Annotated in this window: 16 protein-coding genes; 5 read left to right on the top strand and 11 right to left on the bottom strand. The window is 72.4% G+C overall.

Features of this window, described 5'->3' with window-relative positions; genetic code table 11:
• Positions 1-14 precede the first annotated feature (14 nt).
• From EDD29_RS22615 to EDD29_RS22655, 9 genes are read right to left on the bottom strand one after another with little or no spacing between them, the layout of a single operon-like run.
• Positions 15-1,235: a M24 family metallopeptidase gene (locus EDD29_RS22615; protein WP_123666335.1), complete on the bottom strand. Its 1,221-nt coding sequence runs from the start codon at positions 1,233-1,235 to the stop codon at positions 15-17.
• Positions 1,232-2,281, bottom strand: coding sequence for a sugar phosphate isomerase/epimerase family protein (locus EDD29_RS22620; RefSeq protein WP_123666336.1), 1,050 nt, complete (start codon positions 2,279-2,281; stop codon positions 1,232-1,234). The genes EDD29_RS22615 and EDD29_RS22620 overlap by 4 nt, the downstream gene beginning before the upstream one ends.
• Entirely contained in the window at positions 2,278-3,696 is a 1,419-nt protein-coding gene (locus tag EDD29_RS22625; protein WP_123666337.1) for an FAD-binding oxidoreductase, read from the bottom strand. The genes EDD29_RS22620 and EDD29_RS22625 overlap by 4 nt, the downstream gene beginning before the upstream one ends.
• Positions 3,693-4,742, bottom strand: coding sequence for a sugar phosphate isomerase/epimerase family protein (locus EDD29_RS22630; protein ID WP_123666338.1), 1,050 nt, complete (start codon positions 4,740-4,742; stop codon positions 3,693-3,695). Before EDD29_RS22630 ends, EDD29_RS22625 begins: the two co-directional genes overlap by 4 nt.
• On the bottom strand, positions 4,739-5,560 hold the full coding sequence (locus EDD29_RS46395; protein WP_123666339.1) for an ATP-binding cassette domain-containing protein: 822 nt from the start codon (positions 5,558-5,560) through the stop codon (positions 4,739-4,741). Before EDD29_RS46395 ends, EDD29_RS22630 begins: the two co-directional genes overlap by 4 nt.
• Positions 5,539-6,474, bottom strand: a complete 936-nt coding sequence (locus EDD29_RS46400; protein WP_123666340.1) for an ABC transporter ATP-binding protein — start codon at positions 6,472-6,474, stop codon at positions 5,539-5,541. The genes EDD29_RS46395 and EDD29_RS46400 overlap by 22 nt, the downstream gene beginning before the upstream one ends.
• Positions 6,471-7,331: an ABC transporter permease gene (locus tag EDD29_RS22645; RefSeq protein ID WP_123666341.1), complete on the bottom strand. Its 861-nt coding sequence runs from the start codon at positions 7,329-7,331 to the stop codon at positions 6,471-6,473. Before EDD29_RS22645 ends, EDD29_RS46400 begins: the two co-directional genes overlap by 4 nt.
• Complete coding sequence (locus EDD29_RS22650) at positions 7,328-8,335, bottom strand: ABC transporter permease (RefSeq protein WP_123666342.1); 1,008 nt, start codon at positions 8,333-8,335, stop codon at positions 7,328-7,330. The genes EDD29_RS22645 and EDD29_RS22650 overlap by 4 nt, the downstream gene beginning before the upstream one ends.
• Before the next feature lie 6 nt (positions 8,336-8,341).
• Positions 8,342-9,886, bottom strand: coding sequence for an ABC transporter substrate-binding protein (locus tag EDD29_RS22655; RefSeq protein ID WP_123666343.1), 1,545 nt, complete (start codon positions 9,884-9,886; stop codon positions 8,342-8,344).
• A gap of 178 nt (positions 9,887-10,064) precedes the next feature.
• On the opposite strand from EDD29_RS22655, the gene EDD29_RS22660 reads away from it, so the two are divergent.
• The 5 genes from EDD29_RS22660 (at position 10,065) to EDD29_RS22680 (ending at position 15,770) form a co-directional block, all read left to right on the top strand.
• Positions 10,065-10,745: a GntR family transcriptional regulator gene (locus tag EDD29_RS22660; RefSeq protein ID WP_211359841.1), complete on the top strand. Its 681-nt coding sequence runs from the start codon at positions 10,065-10,067 to the stop codon at positions 10,743-10,745.
• Positions 10,746-10,824: 79 nt separating this feature from the next.
• The gene (locus tag EDD29_RS22665; protein WP_123666344.1) at positions 10,825-12,204 is read left to right on the top strand and encodes a hypothetical protein; all 1,380 of its coding nucleotides are present in this window, start codon (positions 10,825-10,827) and stop codon (positions 12,202-12,204) included.
• Positions 12,205-12,374: 170 nt separating this feature from the next.
• A complete protein-coding gene (locus EDD29_RS22670; RefSeq protein WP_123666345.1) occupies positions 12,375-13,535 on the top strand; it encodes a serine hydrolase domain-containing protein in 1,161 nt (386 codons plus the stop codon).
• 33 nt (positions 13,536-13,568) lie between these two features.
• Positions 13,569-14,354, top strand: a complete 786-nt coding sequence (locus tag EDD29_RS22675; protein WP_123666346.1) for a MerR family transcriptional regulator — start codon at positions 13,569-13,571, stop codon at positions 14,352-14,354.
• Positions 14,355-14,444: 90 nt separating this feature from the next.
• Complete coding sequence (locus tag EDD29_RS22680) at positions 14,445-15,770, top strand: alginate lyase family protein (RefSeq protein ID WP_123666347.1); 1,326 nt, start codon at positions 14,445-14,447, stop codon at positions 15,768-15,770.
• Positions 15,771-15,782: 12 nt separating this feature from the next.
• On the opposite strand, the gene EDD29_RS45580 is transcribed toward EDD29_RS22680, so the two are convergent.
• Positions 15,783-16,910, bottom strand: coding sequence for a hypothetical protein (locus tag EDD29_RS45580; protein ID WP_170201515.1), 1,128 nt, complete (start codon positions 16,908-16,910; stop codon positions 15,783-15,785).
• Between the two features lie 11 nt (positions 16,911-16,921).
• Entirely contained in the window at positions 16,922-17,497 is a 576-nt protein-coding gene (locus EDD29_RS22690) for a TetR/AcrR family transcriptional regulator (RefSeq protein ID WP_123666348.1), read from the bottom strand.
• Positions 17,498-17,523: the final 26 nt, after the last annotated feature.

Here is a 17,523-nt window from a genome sequence, read left to right on the forward strand (position 1 = left end):
GGGGTGCGAAGCGGTCAGGCGTCGACGACGACGAGCCTGTTCGGGAGGGTGTTGAGCTCCTCGTAGCCGTCCTCGGTGAGCAGGACGGTGCCGCCCAGGCAGACGCGCTTGCCCTCGTACAGGGCGTTGGCCTCGAACGCGAACGCGACGCCGGGCACGAGTGTGAAGTCGCCGTCGCGGGCCACGACCGGGGGCAGGGACGGCAGGTGCGCGAGACCCGGGTCGTGTTCGGTGCCCTCGTGGGTCTTGCCGTTGAAGATGACGGGGGAGACGGTCTGGACGAGCGGCCCGGTGTTCCAGACCTTCGCGCGGGTGAGCGGCTCGTGCATGATGTCGCACAGGTCGGCGAAGCTCATGCCGGCGCGCAGCGCGCCGAGCCCGGCGTGGTGGGACTCCAGGACGATCTCCTCCAGCCGCCGGAACTCCTTGGCGGGTTCGCCGATGCTGACGTCGATCTGCTGCTGGGTCTCGAATCCGCCGTAGAAGGCGAAGATCTCCGAGGCGATGGTGTCACCGCGCCGGAGCGTGCGCGGCGCGCCGCCCATCGTCATCCATTCCGGCTGGCCCCAGGCGAACCGGCTCGGCCCGCTGCGCTCCAGGATGTACGGGCCGCGGAAGGGGCTGCCGCCCCCGGCGAGGATCGCGCCCACGGCACCCGCGACGGGCAGGCTCTCCAGGGCTCCGGGCTTGCACGCGGCGATGTAGGCGGCGCAGGCGTCCTCGCCGAGTTGCGCGGACTTGCGGATCATGTCCCGTTCCTCGGGGCTCTTGACCACCGTGATGATCTCGAACTCCGCCGACACGTCGACCCAGGTGACGTCGGGCAGCGCGGTGAGCACGCCCTGCCAGACCGAGTGGGGGATGCTGCCGGCGTAGATGCCGACCTGGCGGCTGCTCAGCCCGACGACGCCGACGGCGCCGCGGGTGACACCGCGTTCGGCCAGGACGTCGGGCAGTTTCGCGCCGACGCGGAAGTCGGCGATCCACCGCTGCCGGTCCCGGCCGGGCTCGTCGAACCGCTGGAGCGGGAACCTGCCGAGCAGGTGGACCGGGTCGTCCTGCGGGGTGAGGACGACGGTGCCGCCGGCCTCCCCCGCGACGTACTGGTCGAGCGGGTCGCGCTGCCCGCCGAAGACGACGAGGGCGTCGAGGCCGTGGTCGGCCATGAGCGCGCGCAGCGCCGCCCAGCGGCGGTCGCGCTCGGCCAGGGACAGGGTGGGGAACCAGGTGCTCATACGGTGACCTCCAGGTCGGCCGATCGGGTGGACAGCACGGCGCGCAGGTGCGCGGCGCTCTGGGTGATGAAGGCGAGGGAGTCCCCGGGCCCGCACGGCGCGCGCAGCGCGGCGAGCCCGGGGGCCTCCCCGGCGGCGGCGCGGTCCTCGTAGCCGCGGGTGAGCCGCAGGACCTCGGCGAGCTCGGCGACGGTCAGGTCGGGGTGGCCTTCCTGCCAGAGCGGGTCGTGCAGGAACAGCGGCATCTCGGCGCGGCCGCCGACGATGCCCTCGATCGACAGGGTCGCCTCGGCGGGCAGGTGCGCGAGGAGGGCGGGCCAGTCGATGACGCCCTGCCCGCAGGGGGCGAGGAACCTGCCGACGCCGTCGTCGGTGAACATCGGGGCGACGTCGCGGACGTGGCTCTGCCGCACGTAGGGGCCGACGCGCGCGGCGGCGGCGACGGGGTCCTCGGCGCGGACGAACACGTTGGCGGTGTCGAAGGTGATGCCGAAGGCGTCGGGTCCCGCGTCCTCGACGAGCCGGACCGCCTCGAAGCTGGTGATCTCCTCGTGGGTCTCCAGGTTGAGGTGGACGCCGAGGTCGCGCAACAGGGGCGCGAGCCGGTCGAGGACCTTGGCGGTGGCGGCGAGCTGGCCGGCCCAGGCGACGTCGTCGCGGAACCGGTCGCAGGCGCGCAGGCCGGGCAGCCGGAACTGGTAGTTGGCGGTCGCGGTCCACAGTTCGGTGACGCCGGCCCCGGCGCAGGCGCGGATGAGGCGTTCCAGGCCGCGCAGGTAGTCGCCGTCGCCGAGGTCGCGGACGCGGGGCGCTTCGGGCGCGGCGAACGGGTTGACCTTCGCGGTGCCGACCTCGACGTACAGGCCGAGGTCGTGGCCGAGCGCGACGGCGTCCCGCATCTCGCCGGGGTCCAGCGTGGGGCTGAGCTCGTAGGGCGAGCGGAAGAACGCCCCTTCGAGGCCGAGCGCGGCGATCTCGCGCAGCGTCCACGCGGCGCCGTTCTCGGCCGCGCCGGGGAACTTGCTGGTGTCGGTGCCGATCCTCACGCGGCACCCTCCGGCGCGAGGTCGACGAGGCCGCGGTGGAAGACGTTGCGCGGGTCGTAGGCCCGCTTGACCGCGACGAGCCTGTCGTACTTGTCCCCGTAGACCGCGCGGGCGGCGTCGGCGTCGCCCTGGACGCTGGCGAAGTTGACGTAGGTGCCGCCCTGGTGGGGGGCGAGGGCGTCGGCGAATCCCCGGGCCCAGTCCAGGAGCGGGGGCTTCTCTTCGGCGAACTCGAAGTCGGCTCCGATGTTGGCGCTGAACGGCATGAAGTGGGAGCCGGCGGCGGTGGCCTCCCGGTCGCGGCGGGCCATGGCGCCGCCGCCGCCGATGACCTCGAACGGGCACATCACCTGGTGGGCGATGTTCGCGTGCGCCTGGAGCGAGCGGCCGGGGTAGCGGTCGGCCCAGTCGATGGCCAGGTCGATGACGTCGTCGGACAGCGCCTCCAGGAAGACGTGCTTCCAGTAATGGCCGACTCCGTAGCGGAACTCGTCGTCGGTGGCGTGCTGGAGGGTCACGTGCGGGATCGTCCGCAGGCTCCGGTAGACCGGCTCGGCCTGGGCGAACATCGGCGCGGTGACGGCCTCCTCCTCGGCCGGGTCGCCGTAGAAGACCGTCGCGACGGACAGGATCTCGGTCTCGCGGTGCGCGGTCGGCACCTGCGACCAGTAGGCGGGGCACTTGTAGAGGCGCGCGTAGGTGGAGACGTTGTCGGGAGCGGTGACGGACCAGTCGCGGAAGAACCGGAGCACCTTCGCGCGGTCGTCGGTGGCGAACAGGGCGATGCGGACGGTCGCCTCGCCGGGCAGGGGCACGTACCGGAAGGTGAACGAGGTGGCGACGCCGTAGTTGTGGCCCGCGCCGCGCAGCGCCCAGAACAGGTCGGGGTGCTCGGTCTCACTGACGCGCAGGATCCGCCCGTCGGCGACGACGACGGTCGCGGCGACCAGGTGGTCGACGGTCATCCCGTACATGCGGGACAGGTAGCCCGCGCCACCGCCGAGGGTCAGCCCGGCGACGCCGGTGTGCGAGACGACCCCGGCGGGGACGGCGACGCCCAGGTCGGCGGCGGGCCGGTCGACGTCGCCCCAGCGGCAGCCCGCCCCGACGGTGACGGTCCCGGCCTCGGTGTCGAACAGGACGTCCTTCATCGGCCCGGTGTCGAGCAGGACGGCCCCGTCGATGACGCTGGTGCCGGCCAGGTTGTGGCCGCCGCCGCGGACGGTGATCTCGAAGCCGTGGCCGACGGCCCAGGTGAGGGCTTGGGAGACGTCGTCGGCGTCGCGGCACTTGACGATGGCGGCGGGCCTCCGGTCGACGTCGGCGTTCCAGACGCGGCGTTCCAGGTCGTAGCCGGTCTCGCCGGGCAGGATCACCCTGCAGGTGACGGCGGCGCTCAGGTCTTCGATGCTCATGGGCGGGTCTCCCTCTCGGTCAGGACGGTGCGGAGATGGGCGGCGCAGGCCGCGGTGAATCCGGCGAAGGTCGGCTGCGTCCCGTGGCGCAGCTCTTCCAGGCCGGGACGGCCGGACGCCTCGTAGACGCGGGTGAGGCGGAAGAGCCCGGCGAGTTCGGCGACGGTCAGGTCGGGGTGGCCGGCCCGCCAGGCGTCGTCGTAGGGGTGGAGGGTCATCTCGGCGCGCAGGCCGCCGATCGCCTCGATGGTGAGGTTGCGGACGGGAGCGCGGTCGGCGAGTTCGCCGAGCAGGAGCGCCCAGTCGATGACGCCCTCACCGCAGGGCGCGAGGAAGCGGCTGATGCCGTCGGCGGTGAAGCACAGGGCGGCGTCGCGCAGCTGGGTGGAGCGGACGTAGGGGGCGACGCGGCGGACGGCGGCCATCGGGTCCTCACCGCGGACCGCGACGTTCGCGGAGTCGAAGCAGATCCCCAGGACGTCGGGCCCGACGTCCTCGACGAGCCGGACGAGCTCGAACGTGGTGATCTCCTCGTGCGTCTCCAGGTTGAGGTGCACACCGGTGTCGCGCAGGACGGGCGCGAGCCGGTGCAGCAGCGCGGCGGTGGCGGCGAGCTGGTCGGGCCAGGGCGCCTCGGCGCGGAACCGGTCGGTGGCGTGCAGGCCGCGGTAGCGGGGCTTGAAGCCGCCGGTGGCGGTCCACAGCTCGGTGACGCCCATCTCGGCGGCGGCCAGGACGAGGCGGCGCATCCCTTCCAGGTAGCCGCCCTCCCCCAGCGCGCGGATATGGGGGTACTCGGCGGTCATGTACGGGTTGACCTTGCCGACGCCGAGCTCCAGGTACAGATCGAGCTCGCGGGCGAGCTCGGCGGCGTCGGCGAGGAGGGCCCGGTCGAGGGTGGGCGAGACCTCGTAGAGGGTGCGGACGTTGACGCCCTCCAACCCGGCCTCCTTGGTCTGGCGCAGCGCGTCGAAGAGGTCCTTCCACGGAGGCGGCCCGTAGGTCGCCTCCAGCTTGATGTCCTGGCCGATCCGGAACCCGGTCATGTGCTGCTCCTTCCGGCGGCCCGTCGCGCGCGTTCCGCCGCCGGGTCGGGCAGCGGGATGGCGGCGAGCAGCGCCTGGGTATAGGGGTGGGCGGGCGCGCCGTAGATCTGGTCGCGGTCGCCGGTCTCGGCGACGCGCCCCTGGTCGAGGACGACGAGCCGTTCGCACAGCTGCCGGACGACGGCGAGGTCGTGCGCGATGAACAGCACCGACAGGCCGAGCCGCTCGCGCATGTCCTGGAGCAGGTTGATCACCTGTGCCTGGACCGACACGTCGAGGGCCGAGACGGGCTCGTCGCAGATGAGGACGCGGGGTGCGACGGCCAGCGCGCGGGCGATGGCGATCCGCTGGCGCTGCCCGCCGGAGAACGAGCGGGGGTGGCGGCGCAGGTCGGCGGCGGACAGGCCGACCAGCTCCAGCACCTCCACGACACGATCACGGCGGCCGGCGCGGCCGGTGGCGAGCCGGTGCACCAGCAGCCCTTCGCCGACGATCTCCTCGACGGTCATGCGGGGGCTGAGGCTGCTGTACGGGTCCTGGAAGACCATCTGGACCTCCCGCCGGAACCGCCGCATCTCCGCGCCGCGCGCGGTGCGGACGTCGACGCCGTCGTAGACGACGCGGCCCGCGTCCGGCTCGGTCAGCCCGACGACGCACCGGACGGTGGTGGACTTGCCCGATCCCGACTCGCCGACCAGGCCGAGCACCTCGCCCTCGCGCAGGGCGAAGGACACGTCCTGGACGGCGGGGGTCCCGCCGAAGGTCTTGGTCAGGCCCGTCACCTCGAGCAGGCCGCTCACGACGTCACCAGGTGACATGCCACCTGTCCCTTCAGCTCCGGCACCCGCTCTGCGCAGACGGCCTCGGCGCGGTGGCACCGGGGGTGGAAGGCGCAGCCTGACGGCAGCGCCTTGGGTGTGGCGGGGACGCCGCCGATCACGTCGAGCCGCCGGCCCGGGTCCCGGTCGACGCGCGGCACGGAGGCGAGCAGCGCCCGCCCGTAGGGGTGGCGGGGCCCCGCGTAGAAGGCGTCGACGTCGCCGACCTCGACGAGCCGTCCCGCGTACATGACCGCGACGCGGTCGGCGAAGCCCGCGACGATGCCGAGGTCGTGGGTGATGAGCAGGACGGCCAGGCGCAGGTCGCGGGAGAACTCCTCGATGAGGGAGAGGACCTGCTCCTGCACGCGGACGTCGAGCGCGGTCGTCGGCTCGTCGGCGATGAGGACGCTCGGCTGGGCGATGAGGGCGGCGGCGAGGACGACGCGCTGGCGCATCCCGCCGGAGAACTCGTGCGGGTAGGCGTCGGCGCGTTCCGCGGCGCGCGGCACGCCGAGCCGGTCGAGCATCTCGATCGCCTCACGGCGGGCCGCCCGCTTGGGCACCCCCCTGATCCGCAGCGGCTCGGCGACCTGGACGCCGACGGGCAGCACCGGGTTGAGCGCGGTCAGCGGATCCTGCATGACCATGGAGATGCCGCCTCCGCGAACGCCCTGCATCTGCCGTTCGGTGAGGCCGAGGAGCTCCCGTCCGGCGAGGCGGACGCTGCCGCCGAGCCGCAGCCCGTCGTCCAAGCGCATGACGGCGCGGGCGGCGACGGACTTGCCCGAACCGGACTCGCCCACGAGCGCGACCCGTTCGCCGGCGCGGAGCGCGAGGTCGAGGCGGTGGACGAGGCGGGTCCCGTCCGGCAGGCTCACGGTGAGGCCCGCGACGTCGAGCAGGGGGGTCATCGGCGCTCCCGCAGGGTCGGGTCGAGGTGGACGCGCAGCGCGTCGCCGGCGAGGCCGAACGCGACGGCGGCGAGGGTGATGGCCATGCCCGGGGCGGCGGCGACCCACCAGGCGGTGGTGACGACGGCCCGGCCGTCGGCGATCATCGCGCCCCAGTCGGGGCTGGTCGGGGGCGGTCCGACGCCGAGGAAGGCGAGGCCGGACATGAGCATGATCACGGTGGCGACGCCGAGGGCGGCCTGCACGTACAGGTCGTCCAGGGAGTTGGGCAGGATGTGCCTGGCCATCAGCCGGGTCCGTGACACGCCGAGGACGCGGGCGCTGTCGACGTGGGTGGCGGTCATGGTCTGGCGCATGACGCCGCGGACGAGGCGAGCGTAGGCGGGCCACATCGCCGAGGCCATCGCGATGACGGTCGAGCGCAGCCCGGAGCCGAGGGCGGCGGCGATGCCGAGGGCGAGGACCATGCTCGGCAGCGACAGGAACACGTCGCAGACCCGCATGATGGCCGCGTCCAGCCAGCGGGGGGCCAGCGCGGCGGCCGCGGCGACGGCCGTCCCGGTGACCGCGGCGAGCGCGACCACCGACAGCGACGACAGGAGGGTGAGGCGGGTCCCGGCCAGCAGCCGGGACAGGACGTCCCTGCCGGAGGAGTCGGTGCCGAGCCAGTGCGCGCCGCCGGGCGGCTGGAGGGTCCGCGCCATGTCGACCTGGTAGGGGTCGTGAGGGGCGATCCAGGGCCCGATGACGGCGAGCACGGCGAAGACCAGCACCAGGGCGAAGGTCAGCTCGTCGACGAGCGGCATCCGGGCGGGCCGCCGTAGGCGGGGCGGGCGAAGTGCGGCGATGACGGTCATGCGTCGGCCCTCACTCGGGGGTCGAGCCAGAGCTGGCAGAGGTCGACCAGCAGGTTGGCGAAGACGAACACGACGCCGATGACCAGGACGGTGCCGAGGACGGCGAAAGTGTCCTGGGAGGTCACGGCGGTCGACAGGTAGGTGCCGAGGCCCGTCAGCCCGAACACCGACTCCACCAGGAGCGCGGCGCCGAGCATCCACCCGAACTGGAGGCCGACGATCGTCAGCGTCGGGGTGAGCGCCGAGCGCAGCGCGTGCCGGACGACGACGCGGGCGGTCGAGCCGCCCTTGGCGCGGGCGAACACGACGTAGTCGGAGGCCAGTGTGCCCATGAGGGTCGAGCGGACGCCGCGGGCGACGGTCGCCAGGAACGGCGCGGACAGGGCGATGGCCGGGAGGATCAGGTGCGCGACGGCGTTGCCGAATCCCGCGGTGTTCCCGGCCAGCAGCGCGTCGACCGTGGCGAACCCGGTGACGACGGGCGAGTCCATCCCGTAGTCGAGGCGGCCGGAGATCGGCAGCAGCCCGAGCCGCGTACCGACGAGGTACTGGAGCATGAGGCCGAGCCAGAAGACGGGGACGCCGCCGCCGAGCACGACGATGACCCGGATCGCGGTGTCGGCGGCGCGGCCCTGCCGGACCGCGGCGACGACGCCGAGCGGCACCGCGACGCACAGGTTCACCAGCATGGTGAGCAGGACGAGTTCGAGCGTGGGCGGCAGGACGTCGGCCAGGTCGGCGGTGATCGGCTGGAAGGTGACGACGGAGGTGCCGAGGTCGCCGTGCAGGAGCCGGCCGAGGTAGCCCAGGTACTGCTCCAGGATCGGCAGATCGAGGCCGAGCCGCTGCCGGGCCGCCTCGACCTGCTCGGGCGTGGCGGTGCGGCCTGCGGCGATCCGGGCGGGATCGCCGGGGATCACCTGCATGAGGAAGAAGATGACGGTGGCTATGCCCCAGACGGAGAGGGCCGTCTGGGGCAGCCGCCGGAGAAGGAAGCGGCTCATGTCGGCTCAGTCCAGGGTGAACGCGGCGGCGTCGTTGAGGATGTGGGTCGGGGTGTAGGCGATGCCGCCGACCTCGCTGCGGTGCACGAACCGGATCTGGGACGAGGCGATGTTCACCGACACCGCGTCGTCGTCGATGATCTCCTGGATGTCCTTGTCGATGGCGCAGGCCTTCTCCGGGTCGGGTTCCTTGAGCGCCTTGTCGAGTAGGGCGTCGACCTTCGGGTTCGCGTAGGAGCCGTAGTTGGAGCCGGTGCCGACGAAACCGGACTCGTAGACGCGGTAGAGCATCGCCGTCGGGTCTGGGTAGAGCGGGAAGTCGTACATCAGGCCGAGCTGCGGCGCCTCGCCCTTGGTCGAGAGCGACTTGATGAACTCGGGGTAGGTGACGGACTTGAGCTTCAGGTCGATGCCGATGTCGCGCAGGTTCGACTGCAAAAGGGTGGCGGCCGCGGCGTGCTCGGGGATGACGGGCTGGTAGCTCAGCGTCAGGGACAGGTCCTTGACGCCCGCTTCGGCGAGCAGGCTCTTGGCCTCGGCGACGTTCTGGACGGAGTCGGGCCGCTCCAGGCCGCACGCGACGGTCTTGGCCAGGGGCCCGTTGGCCAGGACGCCGGAGCCCTTGAGGATGCCGTCCAGGTGGCCCTGGTAGTCGTAGGCGAGGCGGATGGCCTTGCGGACGCGGATGTCGGCGGTGGGGCCTTCGGAGTTGTCGAAGAAGACGTACAGCTGGAGAGGGCTGGGCACCGGCGTGGTGGTGAAGCCCGGGGCGCCTTCGAAGGTGGCGATGTCGGTCTGGTTCATCCCGTAGCCGACGTCGATGGAACCGCTGCGCAGCTCGTCCCGGATCGTCGCGCTTTCGCCCATGTACCGGTAGACGAGGGTGCCGGCGTCGCCGCGGGACGGGTCGAAGTAGCCGTCGAACTTCGTGAACTCGATCTGCTGACCGGACGCGTACGACGACATCGCGTACGCGCCCGACCCGGCCTCGTGGGTGGCCAGCCAGGACTGGCCGTGGTCGGTGCCGGCGTTGGCCTCGACCAGCTTGGCGTTCAGGACGTAGACGCGGCTGAGCGCCCCGGCGAACGAGGAGTTCGGCTTCTTCAGCCTGATCGTGAGGTGCGTGGCGTCGGCGGCCTCGGCCGAGGCGTAGTCGGCGATGAGCGAGGCGGTGCCGAGGCCGAGCTCGGCGGTGCGGTCCAGGGTGTAGACGACGTCGTCGGCGGTGAGCGGGCTCCCGTCGTGGAACTTCACGTCCGAGCGCAGGGTCAGGTCGATGGAGGTGGCGTCGGCGGAGACCTTCCACTCGGTCGCCAACAGCGGGACGAGCCGGTCCTCGCGGTCGTAGCCGAGGATCGTGTCGTAGGCCGGTGCGGCGGTGAAGTCCGTCTGGACGTCGGAGGCGAGCAGCGGATCGAGGGTCTGCGGCTTGGCGGACGTCCCGACGATCAGGGTGTCCGTGCGGGCGGAGGCGGGGGCTGAGCCGCCGCCGCAGGCGGTGAGCGCGAGGGCGAGCGCCGCGACGGGCAGGACGTGCAGAGAGCGGTGCATGTGGTGCTCCCGAGGGGGGCTGGAAACGAGCTTGGTATACAAAGTTCCAAGCTCGCGGGTCGATCCCGTATCGCGCTTGTAACGAATCTGTTTCCTGACCTGGGGTTTTGGAGGGCGTCTAGCTTCAGGGGCATCGGGCTGGTTTAGTTTTGTATTACAAAGTGAGAATGGAGAGCCCTTGTCCGTCCTCGATGACCTCAGGGACCAGTCGTTGTCGGAGCGCGTCTACGCCTGGTTGCGGGAGCAGATACTCAACGGCAGGTTCGCCCCCGGGCAGCGGCTGATCGAACGCGAGCTCGCCGAGCTCATGCAGGTCTCCCGCGTCCCCCTGCGCGAGGCCCTGCCCCTGCTGGAGAACGACGGGTTCGTCAAGCTGCTGCCCCGGCGCGGCGCCGTGGTCACCCAGCCGACGCTCCGCGACATCGACGAGCTGTTCGACGTCCGCGAGAGCCTGGAGGTCCTCGCCGCGCGGCTGGCCGCCCGGCGCGCCGCCGCCGATCCCGGGGCGCCCGACGTCCTGGCCCTGGCCGACTGCATCCAGCGCGCCCGGCGCGCCCTGGCCGACGGCGACGACGCCACGGCCGCCGCCGCGAACGTCGCCTTCCACCGGCAGATCGTCAAGGCCTCCGGGCACCTCCTCCTGCACGACCTCATGCAGCCGCTCGACGGCCGGATGGAGTGGCTGTTCCGGATGACCGGAGACCGCGACCTCACCCTCCAGTGCGCCGAGCACGAACAGCTCTACGAGGCGCTCCGCACGGGCAACGTCGACCTGGCCGGCTCCCTGGCCTTCGTCCACGTCGCCTCCGGCCGGGCACCGTCCCTCCGCACCCTCCTCGGCGTCCTGCCCCCGTCCTGACCAGCGCGTGCCCGGCCGGTGGGACCGGTGGCGGCAGGTCGCCGGGCTGGGCGATCATGGGGGCGGGAAGGGAGCCGGCGTGCTGAACGGGCTGGACGCGGTCGCGTGGGAGGACCTGGAGGGGGCCTACGGGCCTGCGGGCGAGGTTCCGGGGCTGCTGCGGCGGGTCGCCGAAGGGGGTGAGGACGGGTGGGAGGCGCTCGGGGCGTTGCGGGGGACGATCCTGCACCAGGGGTCGGTGTGCTCGGCGACCGGACCGGCGGTCCCGTTCCTCGGGGCGCTGCTCGACGGCCGCGAGCCGACCTCTGGCGTGCTGTGGCTGCTGGGCGACATGGCCGACATCGTGGACCCGTCCGTCGCGTCGCTCGCGGAGGTCCGCGCGGCGGTGAGCGGGCTCGCCGACCGGATCCTGCCGCTGCTGGACCATCCCGAGGCCCTCGTGCGCGGCCTCGCCGCCTACGCGCTGGCCAAGTGCCCCGGACGGGCGGACGAGTCCGTCCCGGCGCTCCGCGCCCGTCTGCGCGGCGAGGACGATCCGACGGCCGTGGGGAACCTCCTCATCGCCGAGGCCGTCCTGTCCCGGGGCGACGACCTGATCCGGGAGGCACTGGGGGATGAGCGCCCGGCGATCCGGGGCGCCGCGGCGCTCGCGGCGGCCCTCGCGTGCCAGGAGCGGACCGTCCTCGCCTCGGGTCCGGGCCCCGCCTGGCCGGGCGACCCGGCCGCCGCCGCGGTGAAGGACTGCTTCGCCGGCGGCGATCCGTGGCTGGACCGGGGCGACGTCGACGACGTCCCGATGAACCTCGGCTACCCGTGGGGCTGGGATCCGGTCGACGACCTGGTCGAGAACATCCCCCAAGAGGCCGTACCCGACATCGTCGCGGCCCTGCTCGCCTCGTCCTCGGCACCCGTCCGGCGAGCCGCCCTGGCCGCCGCCCACGGCGCCTTCCACGCGGACGGCCCCGACCGCCTGCCTTCCCCGCACCGGGAACGTCTCGCCCGCAACGTCGCGAGCGCCCTCACCGACCCCCGCCCGGCACTGCGCCTGGCCGCCGTGCACGCCCTGATCCCGGCGGGCGCCTCCGCCGCCGGCGCCGCCGATGCCCTCGCCGCCCTCGCCCCGCAAGAGCCCGCCGCGATCACCGTCCTGGCCGCGTTGGCCGACCCGCGCTGGCACGCCCCGGCCGTCGCCCACCTGACCGCCGGCACCGCCCACCCGACCCTGGCCGCCGACCTGGCGGCACACGCCATCCCCCTCGACCCGCTGCTCCTCGCCTCCGTCCACACCCGCCTGGCGACCCTCCCCGACGACGCCCCCTTCGACCCCGACGCCCACCTCACCGCCCTACGCGAAGGCCGCCGCCCCGCCTTCCCGCACTCCCACGCGACCGAACGACGCGCCCTGAACGGGCTTCTGGCTTCCTGGGGTCTCCCGTCCCCGGAGTCCCCCGCCCGCTGAGCGTCCCGCAGGGCAGCAAGGATGTGCCGGGGTCCCACCCCAACGACGACGAGACCGGCTCAGTCGGTGCGGATGTGAGGCAGGTCACTGTTGAGGTTGACCCTTGGTCAGGGTGGAGGGTCGGCGCAGCGGCAAGGTGCCGCGCAGGACAGGGTCGAAAGGGGTTCGCCATGACGAAGGTTTCCGAGCAGGGCAAGAGCGTCGATGTTTCCGAGGTCGCCGTGGGCGGTGGGCGGGGGCGTGCGGGGTTGCGGAAGGTGATGGAGGGGATCGTCGAGGCCGGGTTCATGGGGATTTCGGTGCGGGTGTGCGATGAGCGGGGTGAGTGGGTCGGTGGGGCCGGGACGGCGGAGCTGGGCGTAGGCGTGGCGCCGTCGGCGGACGGGCATGTCCGGATCGGCAGCAACACCAAGACGTTCGTCGCGACGCTGGTGCTGCGACTGGTGGCGGAGGGCAGGGTCGGGCTGGACGTCCCGGTAAGCGAGTACCTGCCCGAGTTCGGGGTGGACGGGCGGGTCACGGTGCGGATGCTGCTGCAGCACACCAGCGGGTTGTTCAACTTCACCGGTGAGGTCAACGACGACGGGACGATCGTGCCGGGGATCCCGATCCCCTACGGCGCCGCGGGCGGGGCGTGGGTCGGTGACCGGTTCAAGGTCCACCGGCCGCAGGACCTGGTGGAGCTGGCGTTGTCGAAGCCGGCGCGGTTCGAGCCGGGGACGGGCTGGAGCTACTCCAACACCAACTACGTGCTGGCCAGGCTGCTGGTCGAGGAGGTCACCGGCCGGCCGCTGGCCGCGGAGATGCGGCGGCTGATCCTGGAGCCGCTCGGGCTGACGGGCACCATCGTGCCGGACGCTTCCCCGGAGATCCCCGAGCCGCACGCCCACGCCTACTACCGGTACGAGGACGCCGGCGAGCAGAGGACGGTCGACATCACCCGCCAGAACCCGTCCTGGATCTCCAGCGGCGGCGACATGATCTCCACCACCCGGGACCTCCACACGTTCTTCGCCGCGCTGCTGGGCGGCAGGCTGCTGCCGGCGCCGCTGCTGGCCGAGATGTGCGCCCCGCACCCGACGGGCATCCCGAACATGGACTACGGCCTGGGCGTTTTCGTGCTGACCACGGACGACGGCGGCACCCTGATCTCCCACAACGGCGCCGCGGTGGGCCACGCGGCGCTGATGTACGGCACGCCCGGCGGCGGCAGGACCCTGACCGCGGCGCTGAACTGCGTGGACGACGCCGAGCTGTCCATCGCCGCGGCGTTCCAGGACGCCCAGCGGAGACTCGTCGCCGAGGTGTTCCACGACGGGCCGGGCGAGTAGCCGCCGGGGCCCGGCACGAGGCAGGATGAGCGGATGCAGGAAGGGGTCACGATCGGGCAGGCGGCGGCGTTCGTCGGCGTCACGGTGAAGACGGTGCGGCATTACCACAGGCTCGGCCTGGTCGAGGAGCCGGACCGCGACGCCTCCGGGTACCGGCGGTACGGATCGGCCGATCTGCTGCGGCTGGTGCAGGCCAGGACGCTGGCCGCCGCCGGGGTGCCGCTCGCCGGGATCAGGCCCCTGCTCGACGCCGAGGCCGAGCCGTTCGCCGCCGCCCTCGCGGACGTCGAACGGCAGCTCACCGCCCGGATCGAGGAGCTGATCGCGCGGCGCGACACGCTGCACCGGCTCGCCGACGGCGACCGGGCGCTGCTGCCCGACCGGGCCGTCGCGCTGCTCGCGCGGATGCCCGGCCTGGGCTTCCCCGCGGCGGAGGTGGCGGCCACCAGGGAGGGCTGGGTGCTGGCCAGGGCACTGGTCCCGGAAGGCTTCGACGACTACCTCGCCCAGTTCGAGCACGCGCTCGAGGACACCCGGCTCGTCGCCTTGGCCAGACGCGTCGCCGAGGCCGCGACCTGGGAACCTGACGACCCCCGGCTCGCCGAACTCGCCACCGCGGCGGCCGACCGCTACCTCGCCGACCCCGCGCTGCTGAAGACCGTGACCGGCCTCCAGGCCCGCACCGAGGCCGCGACCCGGTACACGCTCATCGCCCGGCACGGCGAAGCACGGACACCGGCCGCGGTGCGGCTGACGGAGCTCTTCGAGAGCAGGCTCCGCGCCGCCGGTGTCCGAATTCCCAGACCGGATCCGCGTTGACCGCACGTATGTCGGCGAAGCCCTGGATCGTCCGGGTGCGCTGAGTAAACTTGCCGATTCCGAGCCCCCCTAGACCCACCGAGGACCGCCATGAACAGGCGCGCGTGCGTGCTGGCCGTGACAGGGTGTGCGCTCCTGGTGGCGCTCGTCGCGGTGCTCCTGCCCCGGTATCGAGCGGAGTCGGCGCAGGTCGAACCCGTCGCGGGCTCCGCGGCCGCCGAGTTCCTGCATCCCGGGGTGGGCGTGAACCGGCAGCGTCTGGACAAAGTGCGCAAGAACTTGAAGAAGGAACCTTTCAAGTCGGCCTATGCGAAGCTCCGCAAGGATCCGCTGACGAAGCCGGGGCGGATCCCGCATCCGTTCGAGCGGATCCTGTGCCTGCCGAACGGGGAGGTGACCGGCGACGCGGGCTGCAAGAACGAGCGGAACGATTCGCTGGCCGCCTACGGTGACGCGCTGATCTGGTACCTGAGCCGGAACAAGTCCTATCTGCGCGCCGCCGAAAGGATTCTGGACGCCTATTCGGCGAAGGTGCAGACGCATGTGGGCGACGGCGGGCCGCACGACGCCGACGCCCCGCTCCAGGCCGCCTGGACGGGGATCAATTTCACCAAGGCCGCCGAGATCATCCGGTATTCGCAGCCGAAGGGGAAGAAGTGGCAGGGCGCCTCCCGGTTCGGCGCCATGCTGCGGCGCGCCTACGTGCCCTTCGTCAAGAGCGGAACGCAGAAGGGGATGAACGGCAACTGGGATCTGGCCTCCGCGGACGCCACGATCGGCATGGCCGTCTATCTCAACGATCACGCCCTTTACAAAAAGGCGATCAAACTGCTCCACGACCGGGTGCCCGCCTACTTCTACCTGGTGGGCGACGACAACGGCAGCGGTTACCCCTGGCCGCCGGTGGACGGTTCCTGGGGCCTCAACCGGTCCTGGTACATGTGCCCCGAGATTCCCGACGGCGATCCCGACGACCAGCTGATCCTGGTCCCCGGCGCGCTCACGCCCTCCGAGTGCCCGGCTCCCGAGAAGTACCGGGGCGCCTATATGTCGGGGCAGACCCAGGAGACGTGCCGGGATCTGAAGCATCCCAGCTACGGCATCGACTCGGCCCTGGAGACCGCGGTGACGGCACGCATCCAGGGCGACCGGGCACAGTTCTCCTGGCTCAAGAAGCGACTGACCGCCGCGATGGAATTCCATGCCCGCTACACGGTGAAGCCGTCGCCACGGCAGCTCTGCGGTGGGCGCGCGTTCCAGGACCGCATGCTTCCCGGCGCGCTCGAGATCGGATACACCCAGTACCACAAGTCCGTCGCGCTCCCGAACACGCGGAAGGTCCTGCTGAAACAGCGCAAAGAGCGCCAGGCGAACGAGTTCGTCGCCTGGGAGACCCTCGTCTGGGGAACTCCCTAGTGCTTCGAAGACTCAGCCCAGTTCGTCATCGGCGAGGTGAAGGAGGACGTTGATCAGGCGCGCCCTGAGGGGAAGATCCTCGGCGAGGCAGGCCGGGGTTCTGACGTCCCAGGTGGTGGTCTGGAGTGCGAGGTCCTGGGCGCGGGGCTCGTCCTGGGCGATGAGCGCCAGGGCGAGGTCCAGGGTGGGGCTCGGCCCGTCCAGCTCGGCGCGGAACTCGGTGAACCGCCCGAGGTGCGGCACCGCCGCCGACGGGTCGAGCGTGGCCAGCAGGAGCAACCGGGCCCTGTGGGCCTGCGGCGCCCGCTCCCACAGGGTCAGCAGGTCGGGGACCGCCTCGGCGACGGCACGCGTCGTCAGTGCCCCCGGGCCGTTACCGTCGGCCTCGCAGAGCGCCCAGGTGTTCTGGGCGGCGATGTACAGAAGGTCCCGAAGGAGTTCGAGGCGGCGTTCCGGCAGGAGACTCGGCGAGAGCGCGAGTTGCACCAGGAACGGGATGGTGCGCCCCGTCGCCGGGTACACGGTGTCCTGGTGCACGATGGCGCTGAAGTACTCGTACGCGGCGTCCGACCAGCCCTCGTCGTTGGCGGCCAGCGCCCGGAGGATCTCGGGCGTGTCGTCCGCGGAGCCGTAGGCGTGGTCGAGGGCCGACCAGTCGACGTCGTCCAGTCCGGTGAGCGCGATCGGCTCGCCCTCGCCCGACGGAGACGGGGGTCCGTGGTCCAGCAGCCGGGCGACCACGGCGCTCCGGGCTCGGGGCGGAGTGTGTGCGAAGGACGCCAGGCGGAGCTCCCGCACCTCCTCGGTCGTCCGGTCGACGAGCAACCCGTCGAGTGAGCCGAGTTCCGGCGGGCTCGGGTGGCGGACTCCATAGGCGTCCTTCAACCGCTCGACGAACCGGCGCTCCTCGGCCGTCCACCACTCGACGTCGTCATCGGGGTAGGGTCCGTCGTCCCACGCCAGGACGCGCCAGCCCTGTTCGTCGCCCCAGCGGCCGCGGTAGGCGCAGGGGGCGAGCAGGACCTGGGTGTAGCCCCGCTCGATGAAGACGTCCGCGAGGCGGCGGGCGGTCGGCTCGTCCGCGACCGCGATGTCGGCGGCCGCGCTCCAGCGCCCGAGGACCTGAGCAAGTTCCGCCATGTCGCGACATCTTAGACCGCGGCCGGTCCGGGGGTGGGGCTGATTCCTTCGACGGCGAGGTGGAACAGGCGCTCGGCCTGGGAGGCGGGGTCCCCGTGGTGTTCGGTGGCCAGCGCGATGCCGACGGCGAGGGTGAGCAGGTCGTGGAAGGTGACGTCCGGCTTGACCGCTCCGTCGGCGATCGCCTGCCGGAGCAAGGGCGTGCCCGCCGCCTCGAGCGCGTTGCCGCAGGAGTGCGACGCGGGCGCGTCGGTGGGGGGCTCATAGGTGAGGAACTCGGCGAGCCCGCGGGCCGAGACGGAATAGGCGACGAGGTCACGGAGCCAGTCCAGGAGCGCGGCGCGGCTGTCGCCGGCCTCGCCCAGGCGGCGGGCGCGCTCGCACAGGTTCCCGATCCGCTCCTGGAAGACGGCGTCGAGCAGGGCCCGGCGGGTGGGGAAGTGACGGCGCACGGTGGCGGAACCGACGCCGACGACGCGGGCGATCTGCTCCAGGGACGCATCGGCTCCGTGCGCGGCCACCTCGGCCTCGGCCGCGGCGAGGATCCGCTCGCGGTTGCGGCGGGCGTCCGAACGCTGACCGGTCATATCTCGCTCTCCTTGCAAAACGGCGG

The sequence above is a fragment of the Actinocorallia herbida genome, assembly GCF_003751225.1.
Taxonomy (GTDB): domain Bacteria; phylum Actinomycetota; class Actinomycetes; order Streptosporangiales; family Streptosporangiaceae; genus Actinocorallia; species Actinocorallia herbida.